This window comes from Streptomyces durmitorensis (assembly GCF_023498005.1).
GTDB classification, from domain to species: Bacteria; Actinomycetota; Actinomycetes; order Streptomycetales; family Streptomycetaceae; genus Streptomyces; species Streptomyces durmitorensis.
Genome location: NZ_CP097289.1, coordinates 8,470,190 through 8,491,896 on the forward strand (window position 1 = coordinate 8,470,190; position 21,707 = coordinate 8,491,896).

16 protein-coding genes are annotated in these 21,707 nt (G+C 71.8%); 12 read left to right on the plus strand and 4 right to left on the minus strand.

Annotation, left to right across the window (positions count from 1 at the left end; translation table 11 throughout):
* The first annotated feature begins 51 nt into the window (after positions 1 to 51).
* A complete protein-coding gene (locus M4V62_RS37925) occupies positions 52 to 729 on the plus strand; it encodes a TetR/AcrR family transcriptional regulator (protein ID WP_249591718.1) in 678 nt (225 codons plus the stop codon).
* On the opposite strand, the gene M4V62_RS37930 is transcribed toward M4V62_RS37925, so the two are convergent.
* On the minus strand, positions 683 to 1,495 hold the full coding sequence (locus M4V62_RS37930; protein ID WP_249591719.1) for a DeoR/GlpR family DNA-binding transcription regulator: 813 nt from the start codon (positions 1,493 to 1,495) through the stop codon (positions 683 to 685). The genes M4V62_RS37925 and M4V62_RS37930 overlap by 47 nt on opposite strands.
* Before the next feature lie 277 nt (positions 1,496 to 1,772).
* Between M4V62_RS37930 and M4V62_RS37935 the strand changes: the two genes are divergently transcribed.
* The 8 genes from M4V62_RS37935 to M4V62_RS37970 all read left to right on the plus strand — a co-directional run bounded on the left by M4V62_RS37935 (position 1,773) and on the right by M4V62_RS37970 (position 12,773).
* Positions 1,773 to 3,089, plus strand: coding sequence for an MFS transporter (locus tag M4V62_RS37935; protein WP_249591720.1), 1,317 nt, complete (start codon positions 1,773 to 1,775; stop codon positions 3,087 to 3,089).
* Between the two features lie 13 nt (positions 3,090 to 3,102).
* The gene (locus M4V62_RS37940) at positions 3,103 to 4,665 is read left to right on the plus strand and encodes an FGGY-family carbohydrate kinase (RefSeq protein WP_249591721.1); all 1,563 of its coding nucleotides are present in this window, start codon (positions 3,103 to 3,105) and stop codon (positions 4,663 to 4,665) included.
* Positions 4,658 to 6,172, plus strand: coding sequence for an FGGY-family carbohydrate kinase (locus M4V62_RS37945; protein ID WP_249591722.1), 1,515 nt, complete (start codon positions 4,658 to 4,660; stop codon positions 6,170 to 6,172). The genes M4V62_RS37940 and M4V62_RS37945 overlap by 8 nt, the downstream gene beginning before the upstream one ends.
* Positions 6,169 to 6,795, plus strand: a complete 627-nt coding sequence (locus M4V62_RS37950; RefSeq protein WP_249591723.1) for a histidine phosphatase family protein — start codon at positions 6,169 to 6,171, stop codon at positions 6,793 to 6,795. Before M4V62_RS37945 ends, M4V62_RS37950 begins: the two co-directional genes overlap by 4 nt.
* A gap of 48 nt (positions 6,796 to 6,843) precedes the next feature.
* Positions 6,844 to 7,887 (plus strand): 2-hydroxyacid dehydrogenase, encoded by a 1,044-nt coding sequence (locus M4V62_RS37955; protein WP_249591724.1) that lies wholly within the window; start codon positions 6,844 to 6,846, stop codon positions 7,885 to 7,887.
* Between the two features lie 42 nt (positions 7,888 to 7,929).
* Positions 7,930 to 8,883 (plus strand): oxygenase MpaB family protein, encoded by a 954-nt coding sequence (locus tag M4V62_RS37960; RefSeq protein WP_249591725.1) that lies wholly within the window; start codon positions 7,930 to 7,932, stop codon positions 8,881 to 8,883.
* Complete coding sequence (locus M4V62_RS37965; RefSeq protein WP_249591726.1) at positions 8,865 to 11,102, plus strand: serine/threonine-protein kinase; 2,238 nt, start codon at positions 8,865 to 8,867, stop codon at positions 11,100 to 11,102. Before M4V62_RS37960 ends, M4V62_RS37965 begins: the two co-directional genes overlap by 19 nt.
* 120 nt (positions 11,103 to 11,222) lie before the next feature.
* Positions 11,223 to 12,773, plus strand: coding sequence for a phytoene desaturase family protein (locus M4V62_RS37970; protein WP_249591727.1), 1,551 nt, complete (start codon positions 11,223 to 11,225; stop codon positions 12,771 to 12,773).
* A gap of 58 nt (positions 12,774 to 12,831) precedes the next feature.
* Here the strand turns inward: M4V62_RS37970 and M4V62_RS37975 are convergent, their stop codons facing one another.
* Positions 12,832 to 14,637, minus strand: a complete 1,806-nt coding sequence (locus M4V62_RS37975) for a serine hydrolase domain-containing protein (protein WP_249591728.1) — start codon at positions 14,635 to 14,637, stop codon at positions 12,832 to 12,834.
* A 175-nt stretch (positions 14,638 to 14,812) separates the two neighbouring features.
* On the opposite strand from M4V62_RS37975, the gene M4V62_RS37980 reads away from it, so the two are divergent.
* The gene (locus M4V62_RS37980) at positions 14,813 to 15,916 is read left to right on the plus strand and encodes an NAD(P)H-dependent flavin oxidoreductase (protein WP_249591729.1); all 1,104 of its coding nucleotides are present in this window, start codon (positions 14,813 to 14,815) and stop codon (positions 15,914 to 15,916) included.
* Between the two features lie 24 nt (positions 15,917 to 15,940).
* Positions 15,941 to 17,506 (plus strand): acyl-CoA synthetase, encoded by a 1,566-nt coding sequence (locus M4V62_RS37985; RefSeq protein ID WP_249591730.1) that lies wholly within the window; start codon positions 15,941 to 15,943, stop codon positions 17,504 to 17,506.
* A 97-nt stretch (positions 17,507 to 17,603) separates the two neighbouring features.
* Here the strand turns inward: M4V62_RS37985 and M4V62_RS37990 are convergent, their stop codons facing one another.
* Entirely contained in the window at positions 17,604 to 18,512 is a 909-nt protein-coding gene (locus tag M4V62_RS37990; RefSeq protein ID WP_249591731.1) for a nitroreductase/quinone reductase family protein, read from the minus strand.
* 157 nt (positions 18,513 to 18,669) lie between these two features.
* Here M4V62_RS37990 and M4V62_RS37995 point away from each other — a divergent pair, with 157 nt between their 5' ends.
* The gene (locus M4V62_RS37995) at positions 18,670 to 19,074 is read left to right on the plus strand and encodes a MarR family winged helix-turn-helix transcriptional regulator (RefSeq protein WP_425575182.1); all 405 of its coding nucleotides are present in this window, start codon (positions 18,670 to 18,672) and stop codon (positions 19,072 to 19,074) included.
* A gap of 74 nt (positions 19,075 to 19,148) precedes the next feature.
* Here the strand turns inward: M4V62_RS37995 and M4V62_RS38000 are convergent, their stop codons facing one another.
* Positions 19,149 to 21,569 (minus strand): penicillin acylase family protein, encoded by a 2,421-nt coding sequence (locus M4V62_RS38000; protein WP_249591733.1) that lies wholly within the window; start codon positions 21,567 to 21,569, stop codon positions 19,149 to 19,151.
* Positions 21,570 to 21,707: the final 138 nt, after the last annotated feature.

Consider the following 21,707-nt stretch of genomic DNA (forward strand, 5'->3'; position numbering starts at 1 on the left):
CGGCCCGAGGTTAGACTGACCGGCGCCGATGAGTCCGCCCTGAGGAGCCGCATGGCCGCCGCAGTCCCCCCGTCGTCACCGCCCGCCAAGCGCACCCGGGACGCGGCCCGTACGCAGGGGGAGATCCTCGACGTGGCCACCGAGGAGTTCGCCCGCATGGGGTATGCGGGGGCCAGGGTGGACGAGATCGCCGCCCGCATGCGGACCACGAAGCGGATGATCTACTACTACTTCGGCAGCAAGGACCAGCTGTTCACCGCGGTCCTGGAGCGCGCGTACAAGGTCATCCGGCACGAGGAGCAGCAGCTCGACGTCGGGCATCTCGACCCGGTGTCCGCCATCCGCCGCCTCGCCGAGCTCACCTTCGACCACCACGAGGCGCATCCGGACTTCATCCGCCTCGTCAGTATCGAGAACATCCACGAGGCGCAGCACATCGGCGCCTCGCCGAGTCTGGCCTCGCTCAGCTCCCCCGCGATCGACGTCATCGCCTCGATCCTCGAGACCGGGCGCGAGCAGGGCGTGTTCACGGCCGAGGTGGACGCCGTCGACCTGCACGCGATGATCAGTTCGTTCTGCTTCTTCCGGGTCTCCAACCGGCACACGTTCCGCGCGCTCTTCGGCCGCGACCTCACCGAGGCGCCCCGCCGTGAGCACTACCGGACGATGCTGGGGGACATGGTCATCTCCTATCTGACCTCGGATCTGCCTGGCGTGGGCCGGAGTTGACCACCATCACCTCGGTCCCGGCCGCCCGCACCGCCCGCACCTGCTCCGCCGCGAGGCCGTCGTCCACGATCAGCAGATCGAAGTCGGTCAGCGGCGCAAGCGCGTAAAGACCGTCCTTGCAGAACTTGGTGTGGTCCGCGACCAGCACCCGGCGCGCCGCGCACTCCATCATCGCCCGCTTGACCTGCACCGTTTCCGGCGATGTGTGATAGCAGCGGCCGTTGGTGACGGCCGTCGTGGACATGAAGAGGACGTCGGCGCGAAAGGCCCGGACCGCGTCCGCGGTGTGCAGACCCATGAACGCGTCGTACGCCGGGAAGTACGCGCCGCCCAGCGTGATCAGCGAGATGCCGGGTTCCTTCGCGAGCGTGGTGATGGCCGGCAGCGAGTTGGTGATCACCGTCAGCGGGGTGTGCTCGGTGGCCTGGTGCGCCACCAGCAGGCAGGTCGTGCTGTCGTCGAGCAGTACCGTCTGGCCCGGCACGAGGAGGGTCGCCGCGGCCCGCGCCAGGAGCTGCTTGGTCGGCGCCATGGTGGCCATCCGCTCCGCGACACTGCCGTGGAACTGCGCCGACGGCAGCCCGGTCGCACCGCCCCGCACCTTGCGCAGCCAGCCCTGTGCCTGGAGGGCGTCCAGATCGCGGTGCGCGGTCATCAGGCTGACACGGAACTCCTCGGCGAGGTCCGCGGTCCGTACGAAGCCGCGGCCGATGACGGCCTCACGCATCTGCCGTCGCCGTTCCTCCTGCGCCTCGACCCGGTCCATCGCAGCGCTCCCTCCGGTGTCCGCGCCCTGTGCGGTGCCAGGGCTCTGCCTGTGCCGTGCGCGGCACGCGTGTGAACTCGCCGCGTTATGTTCGCACGGACCTAACGCGCGCCGCCGGGCGAGTGCGGCGTCCGCGAGCGGCTCCGGTGCGACGCAACACGGCAGGTAGCCGCCCTGATGGGAAGATTTCAGCCGCCATTGACTCGCCTTTCCGGCCAGCTGTTCCATCAGCTCGTCCGTCCCTCCTGCCCCTGCCGCAGAAAGGGGAGAGTCGATGATGACTTCTCTGCCCCCTCCTCCGCGTTCGCTGATCACACGCCTGGGCATTCCGCCGACCCTCGCCTGGGGCTACCTCGGGCTGCTCCTCTTCATGATCGGAGACGGTGTCGAGTCCGGCTATCTCTCGCCCTACCTGATCGACGAGGGCATCTCGCAGCCCCGGGTCGCGCTCCTGTTCACCGTCTACGGAGGCGCCGCGGCCATCGCGGCCTGGCTCTCCGGAGTGCTGTCCGACCTGTGGGGCCCGCGCCGCGTCATGTGGACAGGGCTTGGCATCTGGGGCGTCTTCCAACTGCTCTTCCTCGTCCTGGCCATCCCCATGACCAGCTATCCGCTGATGGTGCTCGGGTACGGCCTGCGCGGCCTCGGCTACCCGCTCTTCGCCTACGGCTTCCTGGTCTGGATCGCCTCGGTGGCTCCCCGTGCCCGGCTCGGCACGGCCATGGGCTGGTTCTGGTTCGCCTTCACCGGCGGTCTGCCCACCCTCGGCTCGCTGGTCGCCAGCGGACTCATCCCGCAGATCGGCGCGTACGCCACCCTGTGGTCCGCGCTGGCCCTGGTGGCCGCGGGCGGTCTGATCGCCCTGCTCCTCGTCCGTGACGACCTGGGCGGGAAGCGGCCGCGCGGCGAGGGCGAAGGGCCGCTCGCCACGCTCGTCGGCAGCGTCACCGTCCTGTGGCGCAATCCCCGGGTCGGCGCGGGCTCGCTCGCCCGTGTCATCAACACGGCCTCGCAGTTCGGCTTCTTCGTGATCATGCCGATCCACTTCACGAAGACGGTCGGCTTCAGCCTCACCGAGTGGCTGCATCTGCTCAGCGCGATGTTCGCGACCAACATCTTCGCCAACCTGCTGTTCGGCGTGGTGGGCGACCGGTTCGGCTGGCGCAGGACCATCGCCTGGTTCGGCGGCGCCGGATGCACCGTCAGCACGCTGCTGCTCTTCTACGTCCCGAACGCGGCGGGCGACAACTTCCCGCTCGCCCTGCTGGCCGCCGCCTTCTACGGCGCTACTCTGGCCGGATATGTACCGCTTTCGGCCCTTGTGCCCTCGCTGGAGCCGCGGCACAAGGGGCAGGCGCTCGCCGCGCTCAACCTGGGCGCGGGAGCCAGCACTTTCGTCGGCCCCGCGGTCGTCGCCGTCTTCGTCGGGCCGCTCGGTGTCACAGGGGTGGTCTGGATTTTCGCGGGGATGCATGCGGTGAGCACCGTGCTCGCGCTCTTCCTGAAGCTGCCGGACGACGCGGGTGCGGCGGAGGCGGAGAAGGCCAGTGCCTCGCCGGACGCCGCGCCCGCCACCGCCTCGGCCCCGGCGTGAAAGGACCCACCTGATGTCCGTACTGACCATTGACGTCGGCACCACGATGATCAAGTCGGTCGTCTTCGACGACCAGGGCAAGGAGATCGCGGTCGCGCGGCTCGCCACCGAAGTCCTGCGGCCCCACCCCGGCTGGGCGGAACAGGACATGGACGCCGTATGGAACGCCGTCGTGCACACCGTCCGCAGCGTCCTTTCCGGCCTCGCCGACCCCGTCTGGCTGGTGTCCTTCACGGCCCAGGGCGACGGCGCCTGGCTCGTCGACGAGGACGGCCGCCCCACGGGGCCCGCGATCCTGTGGTCCGACGGCAGGGCCGGTGACCTGCTCACCGCCTGGCAGCGCGAGGGAGTCCTCGAAGCGGCCTTCCGCCGCAACGGCTCGCTGACCTGCGCCGGCATGCCCAACGCCCTCTTCAGCTGGCTCGCCGCCCACGACCCGGACCGCCTCGCGCGCTCCGCCACCTCGCTCACCGCCGCAGGCTGGCTCTTCCTGCGCCTCACCGGTGTCCGCGCCTGCGACGAGTCCGACGCCTCCGCCCCGTTCCTCGACCACACCACCGGGGACTACGACCCGCGGATCCTCGACCTGTTCGGCCTGAGCGCCTACCGCCGGCTCCTGCCGACCGTCCTCGGTGAGTCGGAGCGGATCGCCGAGATCACCGGCGACGCCGCGGGCCAACTGGGCCTTCCCGCCGGGCTTCCGGTCGTCATGTCCCCGTACGACATCGCCGCGACCGCCCGCGGCGTCGGCGTGGTCAACCCCGGCCAGGCATGCAGCATCCTCGGCACCACCCTGTGCACGGAGATCGTCCGCACGGACGTCGACACCAGCGGCGAACCGTCCGGCATCAACATCGCCTACCGCGGCCGCGAACGCGTGCTCCGTGCCTTCCCAACCCTCAACGGCGCCGAAGTCCTCGGCTGGGCCGCGCGGATGCTGGGCACGTCCGGGCCGCCGGAGCTTGCGCAACTGGCCTTCGAGTCGGAGCCGGGCGCCCGCGGGCTGATGTTCCTGCCCTATCTCTCCCCGGCCGGGGAACGCGCGCCGTTCCTCGACCCGCGCGCCCGAGGGTCCTTCTGGGGTCTGTCCCTCGAGCACTCGCGCGCCGACCTGGCCCGCGCCGTCTTCGACGGGCTCTCGCTGGTCCTGCGCGACTCGCTGGCCGCTGCCCGCACGGACGTGAGCGAGCTGCGGCTGTGCGGCGGCGGCGCCAACAGTGACGCGTGGTGCGCGCTGATCGCCGATGCCACAGGAGTGCCGACCGCCCGCTCCGGCGACACCGAACTGGGCGCCAAGGGCGCCTTCCTCACCGGCCTCGTCCGCTCCGGAGCCGAGAGCAGCATGCACACCGCTGCCGCCAAATACGTCCGGATGCAGAGCAGTTGGGAACCCGACCCGGAGCGCGCGCAGTTCTACGCCGCCCTGTACGAGGACTTCACCGGCCTGCGGACCATCTCCCGCGAGGCCGGCTGGCGGGGCGGCGCGATATGGCAGGGGAGTGGTGCGGCGGGGTCGGGCGCACCCCCGCACGGAGACGACGACCACCGCACCGCCCCCGGAGGCATCGATGTCTGACACCCGTTCCCCCGACCACGCCCCGGCTTCCTTCGACGGCATCTGGCTGGGCCTCGACCTCGGCACCCAGAGCGCCCGCTGCGTCGCCGTCGACGGCACCGGCCAACTGCTCGCCGCCGCTTCCCGGCCGCTGACGAGCCACCGCGACGGCGTACGCCACGAGCAGGACCCCGAGCAGTGGTGGACCGCGCTGGCCGCCGCCTGCCGCGAGGCCCTGAGCGGACTCGACGCGCGGCGCGTCCGCGGGCTCGCCATCGACGGCACCTCCGGCACGATCCTGCTGGCCGACGCCACGGGCCGCCCGCTCACCCCCGCCCTGATGTACGACGACGGGCGCGCCGCCGACCAGGCGGCGACCGTCAACGAAGCGGGCTGCGAGGTCTGGCGGGAGCTCGGCTACCGCAGCATGCAGCCGTCCTGGGCGCTGCCGAAACTGCGCTGGCTCCTTGACCACGACGCGGCGGCGACAGCAGCGGGGGCCCGGCTCCTTCACCAGGTCGACCTGATCACCTGGCGTCTGGCCGGACACCAGGTCGCCGCCGACGCTAGCCATGCGCTCAAGACCGGCTACCACCTGGTCGAGGAAAGCTGGCCGCACAAGGCCATGGCCGAACTAGGCGTCCCCGAGAGCCTGTTGCCGGACGTCGTGCGCCCCGGCACGGTACTCGGCACCGTGTGCGCAAAGGCCGCGGAAGCCACCGGCATCCCCGAAGGCACCGCCCTGGTCGCCGGAATGACCGACGGCTGCGCCGCCCAGATCGGCGCCGGAGCCCTGGAACCCGGCGCGTGGAACTCGGTGCTCGGCACCACCCTCGTCCTCAAGGGCACCAGCACGCACCTGGTCCGCGACCCGGCGGGCGTCGTGTACTGCCACCGCGGACCGGGCGACAACTGGCTGCCGGGCGGCGCGTCCAGCAGCGGCGCCGGTGTCATCTCCCGGCACTTCCACGGAGATGACCTGGACGCGCTCACCGAGCGGGCCGCCGCGCTCGACCCGGACGCGGTCACCTACCCCCTGGTCTCCACCGGCGGCGAACGCTTCCCCTTCCGCGCCCCTCAGGCCCAGCCCTTCACCCTCGGGCCCGTCCCCGACCGCGCCACCGAGTTCCACGCCCAACTGCTCGGCGTCGCCTGCCTGGAGAGGCTCTGCCTCGACTACCTCGACCACCTCGGCGCCCCCGTCGACGGACCACTCACCCTCACCGGCGGCGGCGCCCGCAACCGCTACTGGTGCCGCCTTCGCGCCGAGGCCATCGGACGTCCCGTACGCCTGCCGGAACAGGCCGAGGGCGCCATCGGCATGGCGGTGCTCGCCGCCACGTCCTGTGGCGCGAGCCTCCAGGAGGCGGCCGCTGCCATGGTCCGGATCGGCGAGGAGATCCACCCGACACCGGCCCGCACCGCCCGCTACCTTCCCGTCTACCTCCGCTTCGTCGACGAACTCACCCGCCGTGGCTGGCTCGACCAGACCGTGGCCGACCACGCCCGCAGGAGGGCAGCACAGTGACCGACCTCATCCTCGTACGCCACGGCGAATCCGCCTGGCACGCGGAGAACCGCTACGCGGGACGCACCGACGTGCCCCTCACCCCGCACGGCCGCGAGCAGGCAGCCGCGCTCGCCGAGTGGGCCGTCACCGCGCGGCTCACGGCCGTCTGGAGCTCCCCGCTCTCCCGCGCCCGGCTCACGGCCGCCCCCGCCGCCGACGCCTGCGGCCTCACCGCGCGCGTCGACGAGCGGCTGTGCGAACTCGACTTCGGCCAGGGCGACGGCCTGACCAGGGACGAGATGCGACAGCGTTTCCCCGAGCAACTCGCGGCCTTCCTCGACGACCCGGTCGCCCACCACCTCCCCGGCGGCGAGGACCCGCGCAAGGCCGCCGCACGCGCCGCCGACTGCCTGGCCGACATCGCCCGCGAACAGCCGAACGGCAGGGTCCTCCTCGTCGCCCACTCCACCCTCGTCCGGGTCACGCTCTGCCATCTCCTCGGCATTCCGCTCGCCGACTACCGCCGGGTCTTCCCCCAGCTGCTCAACGGCGCCCTCACGGAGATCCGGATCGAGGACGGGCAGACCGCACTCCTGCGTCTCAACACCCCCGCGACGACCCGGATCCCCGACGTCCACTGACCCACCGACCGGCCACCCGCCCGCACCGCCTTCAGGAGACACCCGCCCATGAGCACCACCGTCCTCGCCGCCGGCAACCACTTCATCCGCCCGAGCCTGTTCACCGAGGCCGTGCGAGCCGCCGCCGGGGAGCTGCCGCTGGACGTCCGCGAGCTCCAATTCCCCTGGCCGCACACGCCGTTCGGCCCGGTCGCCGAGGTCATCGAGGCGTCCGGCAGTGAGGACGAGATGATCGAGGCGCTCCAAGGCGTGCGGATCTGTGTCACCGAGCACGGCCCGCTCACCGAGCGCATCCTCGCCAACTGCCCCGATCTGAAGCTGTTCTGCACCAGCCGAGGCGGCCCGGTCAACGCCAACCTCGAAGCAGCGACCCGGCACGGCGTCGCCGTCTGCTATGCCCCAGGGCGCAACGCCACCGCCACCGCGGAGCACACCCTCACCCTGCTGCTCGCCGCCGCCCGCGGCGTCGGCGACACCCACACCGACCTGCGCAAGGGCACCTGGCGCGGCGACTACTACGACTACGACAACTGCGGCATCGAGATCGACGGCGCCACCGTCGGCCTGATCGGCTACGGCGCCATCGGCAGCCGCGTCGCCAAGGTCCTGCGCGCCCTGGGCGCCGAGGTCCTGGTGCACGACCCGTACGTACGCCCCGAGGCGCTGGCGGGCATCGCCGAACAGGTCTCCCTCGCCGAACTGCTCCGCCGCTCGCGCATCGTCTCCCTGCACGCCCGGGTCACCGACGAGACCAAGGGCATGATCGGCCGCGCGCAGATCTCCGCGATGCCCCGCGGCTCGATCATCGTCAACTGCGCCCGCGGCGCGCTGCTCGACTACGACGCGGTCTGCGACGCACTGGACTCGGGCCACCTCTCCGGCGCGGGCTTCGACGTCTTCCCCGAGGAGCCGCTGCCCGCCGGCTCCCGGCTGCTCACCGCACCCGGCGTCGTCCTCACCCCGCACATCGCGGGCGGCAGCCAGCAGGTCGCGCACAAGGCCGCGGACATCGTGGCCGCCGAGGTCGGCCGCTTCCTGCGCGGAGAGCCGCTGGAGCACTGCGCCAACCCCGAGGTGCTCAAGGCGGGTTGAGGCCACCGTCGGCGGCGTAGCCTGCGGTCAGGAGGTGGTTGTATGCGCGAGGCATCCTCAACGGGGCGCCTGGGGGCGGGTGACCCGGGGCTCTTCGGTCCCTCGTCCGTGACCTGGCAGATGCACGGCGACCCGATGATGTGGGTCGCCGGGATCCGCGCCCTGTACCTACAGGCTCTGCACCCTCGGGCGGTCCGTGGCGTCATGCAGAACTCCGACTTCCGCAAGGACGCCTGGGGCCGCCTCATGCGCACCGCGAGCTTCGTGGGCACCACCACGTACGGCACCACCGAGGTCGCCGAGCAGGCGGGCGCCCGAGTCCGCAAGATCCATACGATGCTCACGGCCACCGACCCCGACACGGGGGAGCGGTACGGCGTCGACGAGCCCGGCCTGCTGCTCTGGGTGCACTGCGCCGAGATCGACTCCTATCTGCACGTGGCACGCCGGTCGGGGTTCCGGCTGACCGAGGCGCTCGCCGACCGGTATGTGGCCGAGCACCGGGAGAGCGCCCGCCTGGTCGGCCTCGACCCCGCCGACGTACCGGCATCGACCGCCGAACTCGCCGCGTACTTCGAGCGGGTCCGGCCCGAACTGGCCGCGGGACCCGAGGCGCGCGACGTCGACGACTTCCTCCAACGCCCGCCGACCCACCCCCTGTTGGTTCCGGCGCGCGCCCTGCTGTGGCGGCGCGTGGCGAATCTGGCGTACGCCTCGCTGCCGCCGTACGCCCACGAGCTGTACGGCAGGACGGCACCGCCGCCCGCCACCGTGACCCGGCGGCTCGTCACCACCGGCACCATCCTGCGCACCGTTCCCGCACGTCTACGCTGGCAACTTCCGCCGAAGCACATTCTGCGCGCCATGGCCAGACTCGGGCCCGGCGCCCGGCCTGCCCCGTACAAACTCGACAGGCGGGCAGCCATACTGGACGGGCCGGGGAGGGCAGAGCGAGGCAACGGGGGCGACGGCGGGAGATGGCGGACACCAGGCTGATCCAGGGCCGGTACAGGCTGCTGGATCTGATCGGGCGCGGCGGCATGGGCGAGGTGTGGCGTGCGCGCGACGAGTCCCTCGGGCGGAGAGTCGCGGTCAAGTGCCTCAAGCCCATGGGGCCCCAGCACGACCAGTCCTTCACGCGCGTGCTGCGCGAGAGGTTCCGGCGCGAGGCACGCGTCGCGGCGGCGCTTCAGCACCGAGGCGTCACCGTCGTCCATGACTTCGGGGAGCACGACGGAGTCCTGTATCTGGTCATGGAGCTGCTCGAAGGGCGCAACCTCAGTCAGCTCCTGGAGGACAACAAACAGCATCCGCTGCCCGTCGCGGACGTCGTGGAGATCGCCGACCAGGTCGCTTCCGCGCTCGCGTACACCCATGAACAGGGCATCGTGCACCGGGACCTGAAGCCGGCGAACATCATGCGGCTCACGGACGGCACGGTGAAGATCTGCGACTTCGGCATCGCCCGGCTCGGCCACGACATCGGCTTCACCTCGCGCCTGACCGGCACGGGCATCGCGATGGGCACGCCGCACTACATGTCGCCCGAGCAGATCAGCGGCTCCCAGGTCGACCAGCGCAGCGACCTCTACTCCTTCGGGTGCGTGCTGTACGAGATCGCCACCGGGGCGCCGCCGTTCGACCTGGAGGACGCCTGGGCGGTGCTCGTCGGTCACCGCGACACGGCGCCCGAGCCGCCGCGCAGTCACCGCGACGAGCTGCCCGAGTACTTCGAGAGGATCGTCCTCGACCTGCTCGCCAAGGAGCCGGACGAGCGGCCGAGCGACGCACGTGAGCTGGGGCGCCGCATCGTATCGGGCCGCACCGTCCCCACGTACGTCCCGACCGTCGTCACCCCGCCCGTGCGCCGCCCGGAGCAGCCGCCCTCGCGCGAGCCGCGGCTGCCCTCGTGGACCCGCGGCATGACGACCGGGCACAAGGCGAACGGCGCGTCCGAGCTGCGCACGACCCCGCCCGACGCGGCAGCGGGCCTGACCGGCGAGTGGATCCCGCGCACCGACGCGCGCCGGACCGCGACGCCGCTCAGGCCCGAACGGCCCACGCCGTCACCGGAAGTGGTCGCCACCCTCGTCAGCCGCCACAACGCGGGCCTGAGCCTGGGGCGCCTGGGCCGCTGGGCCGAGGCGGGCGAGGTGCACCGCGCGGTGGCCGCCGAGCGGGAGCACGCCCTTGGCCCCGACCACCCGGACACCCTCGCGAGCCGGTACGAAGTGGGCTTCACGCTCAGCCGCACCGGCCGCGCGGCGGACGCTCTGCGGGAGTACGGCCGCGTCGCCCAGGGCAGGGAGCGCACGCTCGGCCCCGAGCACCCCGACACGCTCGCCGCCCGGCAGGAAATGGCCTACGTAATGGGGCAGTTGGGTCGGCACTTCGAGGCCCACCAGATGTACACGTCGGTCCTTGCCGTGCGGGAGCGCACCGCGGGCGTCGACCACCCCGACACCCTGCGCTGCCGGCACAACCTGGCGTACAACCTCAGCAGGCTCGGCCGCCTGGAGGACTCCTACCGACTGGCCCGCGAGGTCGCGACGGCCCGCGCGCGCGTCCTGGGCGCCACGCACCCCGACACGCTCGTCACCCGCTACGAAGTCGCCTACGCACTAGGACAGTTGGGACGCTGGCCCGAGGCGCTCCAGACGTACCGCGAGGTCGCCGAAGCGCGGGTGCGGGCGCTCGGTGCCGACCACCCCGACACCCTCGCCGCACGGTACGAGGTGGGCATCAGCCTCGGCCGGCTCGGCCGCAGCGGCGAGGCCCTTGAGCTGTACCGCGACCTGATCGACGACCGCACCCGCGTGAACGGCCCCGCCCACCCCGAGACGCTGCGCGCCCGGCACGGCCTCGGCGTCAACCTCGGCCGCCAGGGCCGCTGGGAGGAAGCCCTGGCCGAGGCCCGGGACGTCTGCGCGATACGCGAGCGCGTCCTAGGCGGAGATCACCCGGACACCCTGGTCAGCCGCCGCGAGGTGGCCGTGGGCCTCGGCTGGCTCGGCCGCTGGGCCGACGCCCTGACCGAGTACCGCAGGGTCGCCGCCGCGCGTGAGCAGGTACTTGGCGCCGACCATCCCGACGCCCTTGCCAGCCGCAATGACGAGGCGCACTGCCTGGAGCAGCTGGGCCGCGGGACGGAAGCGGTGGAGCTGTACCGCCGGGTTGCGGCGCTGCGCCAGCAGCGGGCGTCGGGCGGGCATTGACTCGCGGGGCGCGTCGAGCGGTGCCGTTGTGCTACGGCGTGCGGGGCGTCTGCGGGCGCGCTGAGGCTGGTCGCGCAGTTCCCCGCGCCCCTTCGGGGCGCTCTCGTGTTACCAAGGTCTATGCCTCCTCGCGATCGATACGACGCCGTCATCGTCGGCGGTGGTCACAACGGACTCGTCGCCGCCGCCTATCTCGCCCGCGCCGGACGCTCCGTCCTGCTCCTGGAGCGGCTCTCCGGCACCGGCGGCGCCGCGGTGTCCAGCCGGCCCTTCGCCGGAGTGGACGCCCGGCTCTCGCGCTACTCGTACCTGGTCAGTCTCCTGCCGCGGAAGATCGTGCGGGACCTCGACCTGGACTTCCGGGTGCGCACCCGCACCGTCTCCTCCTACACCCCGACCGAGCGTGAGGGGCAGCCCGCCGGGCTGCTCGTCGGCGGGGGCGACGCGCGGACCAGGGACGCGTTCGAGCGGCTCACCGGCGGTCCGCGGGAGTACGAGGCGTGGCGTGCGTTCTACGCCATGACCGGGCAGGTCGCCAAGGAGGTGTTCCCCACGCTCACCGAACCGCTGCCCACGCGCGAGGCACTGCGCGAGCGGGTCGGTGACGAAGCCGCCTGGCGGGCGCTCTTCGAGGAGCCCATCGGCGCCGCCATCGAGGAGCGGTTCGACGACGACCTGGTGCGCGGGGTGGTGCTCACCGACGCCCTCATCGGGACGTTCGCCGACGCCCACGACCCCTCCCTGCGCCAGAACCGCTGCTTCCTCTACCACGTCATCGGCGGCGGCACCGGCGACTGGAACGTGCCCGTCGGCGGCATGGGCGCGCTCACCGGCGCCCTGGCCGCCGCGGCCAGGGCGGCGGGCGCCGAGCTCGCCACGGACCACGAGGTCACCCGGATCGAGTCGGACGGACAGACGGCCGAGGTCACCTACCGCACGCCCGAGCGCGAAGCCACCGTCGCCGCCCGGCACGTCCTGGTCAACGCCTCACCGCAGGAGCTCGCCGCCCTCGTCGGCGACACCGCGCCCACCCCGGCCGAAGGTGCCCAGCTCAAGGTCAACATGCTGCTCGAACGGCTGCCGAGGCTGCGCGACACGTCGGTCGACCCGCACGAGGCCTTCGCCGGGACCTTCCACATCGGCGAGGGATACGGGGAGTTGGCGACCGCCTACGCGCAGGCCGCGGCCGGTGAGCTGCCCGCCGCGCCGCCGTCCGAGATCTACTGCCACTCCCTCACGGACCCCAGCATCCTCGCCCCCGACCTGGTCGAGCGCGGTTTCCAGACGCTGACCCTCTTCGGACTCCACACGCCCGCGCGTCTCTTCGCCCACGACAACGACGCCGTACGGGCCGAACTCCTGAAGTCGACCCTGGCGCAGCTGGACGCGCACCTGGCCGAGCCGCTCGCCGACTGCCTGGCCACCGACGCCGAAGGGCGCCCCTGCATCGAGGCCAAGACGCCGCTCGACCTGGAGCGCGACCTGCGGCTGCCCGGCGGCAACATCTTCCACCGCGACCTCGCCTTCCCCTACGCCCAGGAGGGCACCGGCCGCTGGGGCGTGGAGACACGGCACGCGAACGTCCTGCTCTGCGGCGCGGGTGCCGTGCGCGGCGGCGGGGTCAGCGGCATCCCCGGGCACAACGCGGCGATGGCGGCCCTGGGGGAGTAGGGGCCAGGGCCCGACGGTGGGGGGCGGGCAGGCTCCGGGGCCCGCCCGCCCCCGCCCCTCAGTCGGCCGAAGGGGCCCACCCCACCGCCTCGATGCGTGCCGCGTCGTCGGGCCGTGCCTCGTCGAACGCCGTACGGGCGCCGTCCTCGACCCGCAGCCCGTCGGCGTACGCACCGCGCCCCACGTAGAGCTGGTCCGTCGCGTACCGCCAGCGCAGCCGCACCCCCTCGCCCCGCAGCTCCGAGAGGTCCGCGGTCAACTGGTGCCAGACGCGCCCCGACCAGCCCGAAGCCGTGCCGTCGGGGTGCTGCCGAGGGTCCGACCCCTTGCGCTCCGTCGTGAACGGCACCGGCTGCCACGTCGCGCCGTCGTCGCGCGAGGCCTCCAGCGCCAGCACGTCCGATCCCGGCTCGGTGTCCCACCACAGCGCGCACCGCAGCCGCGCCCGGTCCGTGGTGAGGGTGAGCGGCGGCAGGGTCAGGGTGGCCGACGTCGCGTTCGCCATGCCGGAGAACCACGCGGTGCGCCCGTGTGCGGGACGTACCGGAACGGCGCGTGCCATGCGGTTCGCCGCCGCCACCCGGGGGGCGGAACCGGAGCGCCAACTGCGCACCGGGTGAACCGAGTTGCCGAGGACCACGAGGAAGGAGTCGGTCGTCGGGTCGAGGACCAGGGACGTGCCGGTGAATCCCGTGTGGCCCGCGGTGCGCGGCGTCGCCATCGCGCCCATGTACCAGTGCTGGTAGAGCTCGAAGCCCAGGCCGTGCTCGTCGCCGGGGAAGCCGGTGTTGAAGTCGGTGAACATCAGCTTCACGGACTCGGCGGAGAGGATGCGGGAGCGGCCGTAGGCCCCGCCGTTGAGCAGCGTACGGCCGAGGATCGCGAGGTCCCAGGCGCAGGAGAAGACGCCCGCGTGCCCGGCGACCCCGCCGAGGCCGAAGGCGTTCTCGTCGTGCACCTCGCCCCACACCATGCCGCGGTCGAGGCCCGACCACGGCAGGCGGGCGTCCTCGGTGGCGGCGATCTTCGGCTGCCAGGACGCGGGCGGGTTGAAGCGCGTGCGGTGCATCCCGAGCGGAGCAGTGATCTCGTCGTGGAGCAGTGCGTCCAACTGACGACCCGTGATCTCTTCGAGGACCAGTTGGAGCGAGATCAGGTTCAGGTCCGAGTAGAGGTACTTGGTGCCGGGCGGGTTGAGGGGTGCCTCGTTCCAGATGAGGCGCAGCTGACCCTCGCGCGTGGGCTCCTTGAAGAGCGGGATCCAGGCACGGAAGCCCGAGGTGTGGGTGAGGAGCTGGCGGATGGTGACGTCCTGCTTGCCCGCGCCCCCGAAATCGGGGAGGTACGAGGCGACCTTCGCCTCGAGCTCCAGCTTGCCGCGCTCGATCTGCTGCACCGCGAGCAGCGAGGTGAACAGTTTGGAGACGGAGGCGAGGTCGAAGACCGTGTCCTTGGCCATCGTGATCTGCCGGTCGGCGGGCAGCTCGACGCCGGTGTCGGTCTTCTCGTCGTACGCCGCGTAGCGCACCGCCTTGCCGATGGGCTGGTGCAGGGCGACCGTGCCGCCGCGGCCCGCGAGCAGGACGGCGCCCGCGTACCAGGGGTGCTTGGGTGATGGGCCGAGGAACTGCTCGGCGTCGGCGACCAGTTGCCGCAGATGTCCGGCGAGCAGCCCGGCCCGCTCGGGGGTGCCGGGCCGCAGCGTCGGATGCCCGCCGCCGGCCGCGGAGTCCGCTGCCGCCGCGGGGCCCGCGGGGAACGGCACGAGCGCCAGCGCACCGCCCAACGCCACGGCCCGCGCCCCCAGTTGGCGTCGGCTGAGACCGCCGCCCGCTCTGTCCGCCGCCCCGCTGTCCTCGGCCATGACCGTGCCCCCTCCTGAAACTCTCCAGAGCTGAAATTATCTTTCGGGATCACAAGAGACTGCTGAAACTTTCATGTCACCGCCGGGCCCTGTCAACCGAGGGCGCCCGGCAAAGATCTGACACTGCATCAGAAAATCTCTTCCGTCGTCCGGACGGCTGCGGCATCCTGCGGCCATGCAGACAGATCTGAGCAGGAAACTGGGGATCGAGCACGCCATCTTCGGCTTCACGCCCTTCCCGGCGGTGGCGGCCGCCATCAGCAGGGCGGGCGGATTCGGTGTGCTCGGCGCGGTCCGCTACACGGCTCCCGACGAGCTGGCCCGGGATCTCGACTGGATGCAGGAGCACGTCGACGACCGGCCCTACGGCCTTGACGTCGTGATGCCCGCGAAGAAGGTCGAGGGGGTGAGCGAGGCCGACGTCGAGGCGATGATCCCCGAAGGGCACCGGCAGTTCGTCAAGGACACCCTCGGCAAGTACGGCGTACCCGAGCTCGCCGAGGGCGAGGCGTCGGGCTGGCGCATCACCGGGTGGATGGAGCAGGTCGCCCGCAATCAGCTCGACGTCGCCTTCGACTACCCGATCAAGCTGCTCGCCAACGCGCTCGGCTCACCGCCCGCCGACGTCATCAAGCGCGCCCACGACCACGACGTACTCGTGGCCGCCCTGGCGGGCAGCGCACGGCACGCGGGCAAGCACGCGGAGGCGGGCATCGACATCGTCGTCGCGCAGGGCTACGAGGCGGGCGGCCACACCGGCGAGATCGCCTCCATGGTCCTGACGCCGGAAGCCGTCGAGGCCGTCGCGCCGCTGCCGGTCCTCGCGGCCGGCGGCATCGGCAGCGGGGAGCAGATCGCGGCCGCGTTCGCGCTCGGCGCGCAGGGCGTGTGGCTCGGCTCCCTCTGGCTCACCACGACGGAGGCCGACCTGCATTCGCGGGCGCTCACCGAGAAGCTCCTGGCGGCGGGTTCGGGCGACACGGTCCGCTCGCGCGCCCTCACGGGCAAGCCCGCACGCCAGCTGCGCACCGAGTGGACCGATGCCTGGGACGACCCGGCAGGGCCCGGCACGCTGCCCATGCCCCTGCAAGGGCTCCTGGTCGCGGAGGCGGTCTCACGCATCCAGAAGCACGAGGTCCAGGCGCTGCTCGGCACACCCGTCGGGCAGATCGTCGGCCGGATGAACAGCGAACGCAGCGTCCAGGCCGTCTTCGACGAGCTGACCCGCGGTTTCGAGCGCGCCATCGACCGCGTGAACCGCGTCGCCGGACGCGGCTGACGAGACGACGGAGGAGAGGTCCCCATGAGCAGCACGCCGAGCAGCATGCCCCCCAACGGCTTCTGGGCGCAGGCCCAGGCCGACCCGGACCGTGCGGTCCTGATCGCACCCGACGGAGAGGAGTGGACCGCGCGGCGCCTGCACGCGGCGACGAATCGACTCGTCCACGGGCTGCGCGCCGCGGGCCTGGAGCGCGGCGACGCCTTCGCCGTCGTGCTGCCCAACGGCGTCGAGTTCCTCACCGCGTATCTCGCGGCCTCGCAGGCCGGTCTCTATCTCGTCCCGGTCAACCACCACCTGGTGGGACCCGAGATCGCCTGGATCGTCGCCGACTCCGGTGCGAAGGTGCTCGTCGCGCACGAGCGGTTCGCGCAGGCGGCGACCCACGCCGCCGACGAGGCGAAGCTCCCGGCCACGCACCGGTACGCCGTGGGCGAGGTGGCAGGCTTCCGTCCGTACGCCGAACTCCTCGCCGGACAGCCGGAGTCCGTGCCGGACGACCGCACGCTCGGCTGGGTCATGAACTACACGTCGGGCACGACGGGACGCCCGCGCGGCATCCGCCGCCCGCTGTCCGGCAAGCTCCCCGAGGAGTCGTACCTCGGAGGCTTCCTCGGCATCTTCGGCGTCAAGCCCTTCGACGGCAATGTGCACCTGGTCTGCTCGCCGCTCTACCACACCGCGGTCCTCCAATTCGCGGGCGCCGCCCTGCACATAGGCCACCCCCTGGTCCTGATGGACAAGTGGACCCCGGAGGAGATGCTCCGCCTGATCGATACGTACAAGTGCACGCACACCCACATGGTGCCGACCCAGTTCCACCGCCTCCTCGCCCTGCCGGACGCGACGAAGGCCGCGTGCGACGTGTCGTCGATGCGTCACGCCATCCACGGCGCCGCGCCCTGCCCCGACCACGTCAAGCGGGCGATGATCGAGTGGTGGGGCGAGTGCGTCGAGGAGTACTACGCGGCCAGCGAGGGCGGTGGCGCGTTCGCCACCGCGCAGGACTGGCTGAAGCGGCCCGGCACCGTCGGCAAGGCCTGGCCCATCAGCGAACTGGCCGTCTTCGACGACGACGGCAACCGGCTGCCGCCGGGTGAACTCGGCACCGTCTACATGAAGATGAGCACCGGCGGATTCTCCTACCACAAGGACGAGTCCAAGACGAAGAAGAACCGCATCGGCGACTTCTTCACCGTCGGCGACCTCGGCCTCCTGGACGAGGACGGCTACCTCTACCTCCGCGACCGCAAGATCGACATGATCATCTCGGGCGGGGTTAACATCTACCCCGCAGAGATCGAGTCCGCGCTGCTCACCCACCCCGCCGTCGCGGACGCCGCGGCGTTCGGCATCCCGCACGACGAGTGGGGCGAGCAGGTCAAGGCGGTCGTGGAGGTGGCGGACGGCCACACGGCGGGCGACGCCCTGGCCGCGGACATCCTGGGCCACTGCGAGCGCCAACTCGCGGGCTACAAAAGGCCGAAGAGCGTCGACTTCATCGAGGTCATGCCCCGCGACCCGAACGGAAAGCTCTACAAGCGACGGCTGCGCGAGCCGTACTGGGAGGGCCGGGAGCGCGCGCTCTGAGCGGCCGGCGCCCCGAAGGGGCGCGGGGAACTGCGCGACCGGCCACGAACCAGTCGCAGGCGAGCGACGGCACCTCGCGGCACTTCCCGCCGAGCGCTCAGCGGCCCCGGCCGTACAGCGCGGGCAGGAGCTGTTCCTCCTCGTAGGCGAAGTGCTCCTCAAGACCCGACGTGAGCCGGTCGAGTTCGCCGACCAGGTCGGCGGCCGGGTCCGGATCGGCGATGAGCGCCTCCAGTTCGGCCAGGGTCCGCGCGACCGTCTTGTGCTCCTCGCGGAGCCTGGCGATACCCGGGGCCAACTCCGGGAACTGGCGCTCCAGTTCGGTGAAGGCGCCGTCCTCGTTGGTGTGGTGCTCGTGGAGCGCGCCGCAGAGGGTGAGGCAGTGGCGGGTGAGCTGCTCGCCGAGGGGCGGCGCGGGGCGCGGGGTGCCGGATGCCGTCTGGCGGGCGGCTGCCTGTTTGCGTAAGTCGGCCAGCTCGTCGCGCAGTTCGGCGTGGACGCGGACCAGGTGATCGGCGATCGCCCGGTGGCGTGCGGGGTCGGCTGCGTTCAGCCGGTGCAGCGCGATGACGGGGATGGTGCGGTCCGTGCCCTGCTGGTAGGCGGCGAAGGCCGGGTCGCGCTCGCACTGCGCCGCGTACTGGCGGTCGCGCTCCTCCCCGGCGAGCGGCTCGGCCGTGGCCGGGAAGCGGTCGACGCCGCCCGTGCCGTCGGCGATCTCGACGGTGAGCCGCGGGTCGGCAAGGAGGTTGTGGTACCAGTCGGGGTTCTTGTCCCCGCCGCCGTTGGAGGCGAAGACGAGGAGCCGGTCGCCGTCGCGGGCATACACGGCGGGATTGCTCCGGGGGTGGCCGCTGCGGGCGCCGGTCGTGGTCAGGAGGACGAGCGGGGCGCCGGCGAACATGCCGCCGACCTGGCCTCCGTTCGCCCGGAAGTCGGCCATGAGCTGTCGGTTGAACTCGGCGGGGGAGGGGAGCTGCGCGGGCTGTTCAGGCTCTTCGGGCATGGCTGTGTACCCCTTCGATAGCATCGGCACCGCAGGTGCGTTTGCTGTGAAAGCAAAATAGCTTTGACCTCAAAGCTATTAAGGAGGGTGGCGAGTGTCAACCGGCGACCAGGCCGGTCCGGAGGTCGACGACGCCGTCCGGACCCTGCTCCTGCTGATGCCGCGCATGGTCGGACGCGTCAAGCGGATCAAGATCCCCGAAGAGCTGCAGTCGCTGTCGCTCGCGCCCCGCCATCTCTCGCTGCTCGCCTATCTGCTCTTCGACGGCCCGATGAGCGTCAATGAACTGGCCGCCCGCCTGGAGGTCGCGCCGACGACGGTGAGCCTGATGGTCGGCGAGCTGAGCCGCAAGGGAGTCCTGGAGCGGCAGGAGGACCCGGCCGACCGCCGACGCAGGATCGTCGGCATCGCCGACGCGCACCGCGCGTCGATCGACGGCTGGCTCGGCCGGGGCGCGGTCGCCTGGCGCAAGGCGCTCGCGCCGCTCACGGGGGCCGAGAGGAAGCTGTTCATCGACACGCTCACGGCATACGAGGAGGGCCTCGGCCTCGCCGAAGGCTGAGCGCCCCCGGACACGACAGAGCCGGGCCGCACGTCATGCGGACGCGGTGCGGCCCGGCTCCGGTCAGGGTGTCCTCAGCGGCGCTCGCGCACCTTGACCACCTTCAGCTTCGGATCGCCCATGATGTCCTTCTCGCAGAACCGCGACGTCACCCAGCGCTCATCGGCGTACAGCCGCGTCTGATCGCTGTAGTACGGCGAGTTCGGGTTCGACGACTGCGAGTAGGTGAGGAGCGTGCGCGCCTTCGGGCAGCGGCCCTTGTCCCAGCCGACCGCCTGGATGTGACTCGAACCGTGCGCGACCTCGGTGTAGCCGCCGCCCTTCGCGTCCCAGACCGGCTCGACCTTGTTCCACACGCCGATCGACTCGGTGCCGCCGTGGATCGGAAGGCGCTCGGAGCCGCGTACGACGAACTGGTTCTTGCCCAGCGGCGCGTCGAGGGCGATGCCCGCCCCGTTCAGCTGCGTCACCGCGTCGGCGAGCGCGGTCGCGAAGCCAGGGGCGTCCGTGTTGAGGGTGTTCGGGGTGCGCACCGGGTCGGCGGCGGAGAACGGCACCTTCCACAGCTGGGCGTTCGGCACGGCGGCGACGAGCCCCCGCCAGAACCGGTCGAAGAGCAGCGCGCCCCTACTGTCCGTGTTCATGCTGTGGTCCCAGGCCTTGAGGACGTCACAGGCCTTGCGTACGTCAACAGCCTTGCCGTCGCTGCCGGTCGCGGTGCCTCCGGGCAGCGCGGCACACGCGCGTGCCGCGTCGTCGGCGGCCAGGTCGCCCGCCGGCGCACGGTTCGCGAACTGCTGCTCCTGGAGATCCTTGACCGTCAGACCTCCTTGCTTCGCCATCGCCGCGACGTCCTCGACGGCGCCGCGCGTGCGCAGGGAGCGCTGCGTGCCGATCGTCCCGAAGACCCGCTCGTAACCCGTGATCGGCCGGTCCGCGTTGGTGAGCCAGGCACTGTCGTTGGAGTTCTCGGCGTACGGGGCGTCCTTGAGGGTGGGCATCTTCGACGGCCCGAAGACCCCGGGCTGCACGGCGTCCTTGTCCGAGCCGATCGCGCAGTCACCGCGCGATCCGTCGAGCACGGCGACACCCGACGCCGGATACGTCACCTTGCCCAGGTCCGTGGAGCAGCGCCCGGCCAGGTCGTCGGTGATGCGGGGCAGCACCTGGGACTGGCTGAGCAGCGAGTGGCCCTTGCGGTCCGCGGCGACCGTGTTGACCCACGGCAGGCCCTGGGTGTCGCGCAGCGCCTTCAGGATCCCGTCGGTGGAGCGGGCCTTGCCGAAGCCGAGGTCGGTGTCGCTGCCGCGCATGTTCGTGGCGTTGGGGTCGTTCAGGGCGTACGCCGTCTTCGCCGACCACGGCAGCGGCAGCTGTGCGCCGAGGCCGGTGGTGACCGGGCCGTACCGGGTCCACCACTGCGTGCGGGTCACCGGCTTGCCGTCCTTGACCGGCACCTCGACGGTCCGCTTCGTCATCTTCTCCGGCTTCCCGTCCACCAGATAGGTGGTCGGATCGGCCGGATCCAGCGTGAGCTGGTGCAGATTGAGGGTCACGCCGGTCGCCACCGTGTGACTCCACGCCACATCGCCGTTGAAGCCGATGTTCACCACGCTCGTGCCGAGCAGCGAACCGCCCGAGACGTTCAGCTCGCCGGGGATGGTCTGCTGCGACTGCCAGAAGCGGCGGCCGCCCTGCCAGGGGTAGTGCGGATTGCCGAGGAGCAGGCCCTTGCCGTTCGCGGTGGTCTTCCCGCTGAAGGTAACGGCGTTGGAGCCCATGACGGCCTCGTCGGCCGAGAAGAGCCTGCGCGCCTCCCTGGCGGTGCGCTCGGGGTCCGGTGCACGGTCCGGGGCCTTCGCGGTCGGCGGCTGCGCGGCGGTGATGCCGTCGATGCCGCGTCCCTGACCGCCCAGGACCTGTACGGCGAAGCCCTGCCGAGCCACGTCCAGGGCGCTGATCGGGCGCAGCCACTTGGCGCCCTTGCAGGCCGGGTCGGTGACGCGGTTCTGCTTCAGCCAGGCGTTGTAGCCGGCGGCGAATCCGGCCATCAACTCCTTCGAAGTGGCGCTCGGCCCCGCCGGTGCGGGCTGCTTGAGGAGCTTCTCCACCGTGCGCGTGTCGCGGACGCCACCGAAGTAGAGGTCGCTGGAGATGTTCGTGGTGGCCGACGACAGCGAGCCGTCGGGCTTGCCGTCAGGGCCGAAGTAACGTGACCGCTCCCCGCGCACGGTCACGTAGCCCTCGGCGAGGGTGCACACCTGGTCGGCGGCCTGCGCCCAGCCGGTGCCGAAGCCGAGGTTCTCGTAGTCCTTGGCGAGAATGTGCGGAATGCCGTACTGGGTGTAGCGGACGGTCGCGGACAGGCCGCCGGCGGAGGGGCGGGCGTCGCGCGCCTCCGCCGCTCCGGCGATGGCGCCGGACGACGGCAGGAGAGCCGTGGCCGTCAACAGGCTGATGCCGAGGGCCGTCAGGCGTCTCGTGCGGGTACGCATGGTGCCTCCCAACTGGAGTGAGGGAAGGGGCGGTTGAGCGTACCAACCGGTATGTCACTTGATCGAGTACCGAAACCGGACCAGTTCGTGCCCCGTCCGGAGCCTTGACCACCGCGTCGCGCGCGGCACAGGATCACG

Coding starts and splice junctions, on each gene's coding strand:
- M4V62_RS37925 (WP_249591718.1), top strand. CDS start 52: ATGGCCGCCGCAGTCCCCCCGTCGTCACCGCCCGCCAAGCGCACCCGG.
- M4V62_RS37930 (WP_249591719.1), bottom strand. CDS start 1,495: ATGGACCGGGTCGAGGCGCAGGAGGAACGGCGACGGCAGATGCGTGAG.
- M4V62_RS37935 (WP_249591720.1), top strand. CDS start 1,773: ATGACTTCTCTGCCCCCTCCTCCGCGTTCGCTGATCACACGCCTGGGC.
- M4V62_RS37940 (WP_249591721.1), top strand. CDS start 3,103: ATGTCCGTACTGACCATTGACGTCGGCACCACGATGATCAAGTCGGTC.
- M4V62_RS37945 (WP_249591722.1), top strand. CDS start 4,658: ATGTCTGACACCCGTTCCCCCGACCACGCCCCGGCTTCCTTCGACGGC.
- M4V62_RS37955 (WP_249591724.1), top strand. CDS start 6,844: ATGAGCACCACCGTCCTCGCCGCCGGCAACCACTTCATCCGCCCGAGC.
- M4V62_RS37960 (WP_249591725.1), top strand. CDS start 7,930: ATGCGCGAGGCATCCTCAACGGGGCGCCTGGGGGCGGGTGACCCGGGG.
- M4V62_RS37965 (WP_249591726.1), top strand. CDS start 8,865: ATGGCGGACACCAGGCTGATCCAGGGCCGGTACAGGCTGCTGGATCTG.
- M4V62_RS37970 (WP_249591727.1), top strand. CDS start 11,223: ATGCCTCCTCGCGATCGATACGACGCCGTCATCGTCGGCGGTGGTCAC.
- M4V62_RS37975 (WP_249591728.1), bottom strand. CDS start 14,637: ATGGCCGAGGACAGCGGGGCGGCGGACAGAGCGGGCGGCGGTCTCAGC.
- M4V62_RS37980 (WP_249591729.1), top strand. CDS start 14,813: ATGCAGACAGATCTGAGCAGGAAACTGGGGATCGAGCACGCCATCTTC.
- M4V62_RS37985 (WP_249591730.1), top strand. CDS start 15,941: ATGAGCAGCACGCCGAGCAGCATGCCCCCCAACGGCTTCTGGGCGCAG.
- M4V62_RS37990 (WP_249591731.1), bottom strand. CDS start 18,512: ATGCCCGAAGAGCCTGAACAGCCCGCGCAGCTCCCCTCCCCCGCCGAG.
- M4V62_RS37995 (WP_425575182.1), top strand. CDS start 18,670: ATGCCGCGCATGGTCGGACGCGTCAAGCGGATCAAGATCCCCGAAGAG.
- M4V62_RS38000 (WP_249591733.1), bottom strand. CDS start 21,569: ATGCGTACCCGCACGAGACGCCTGACGGCCCTCGGCATCAGCCTGTTG.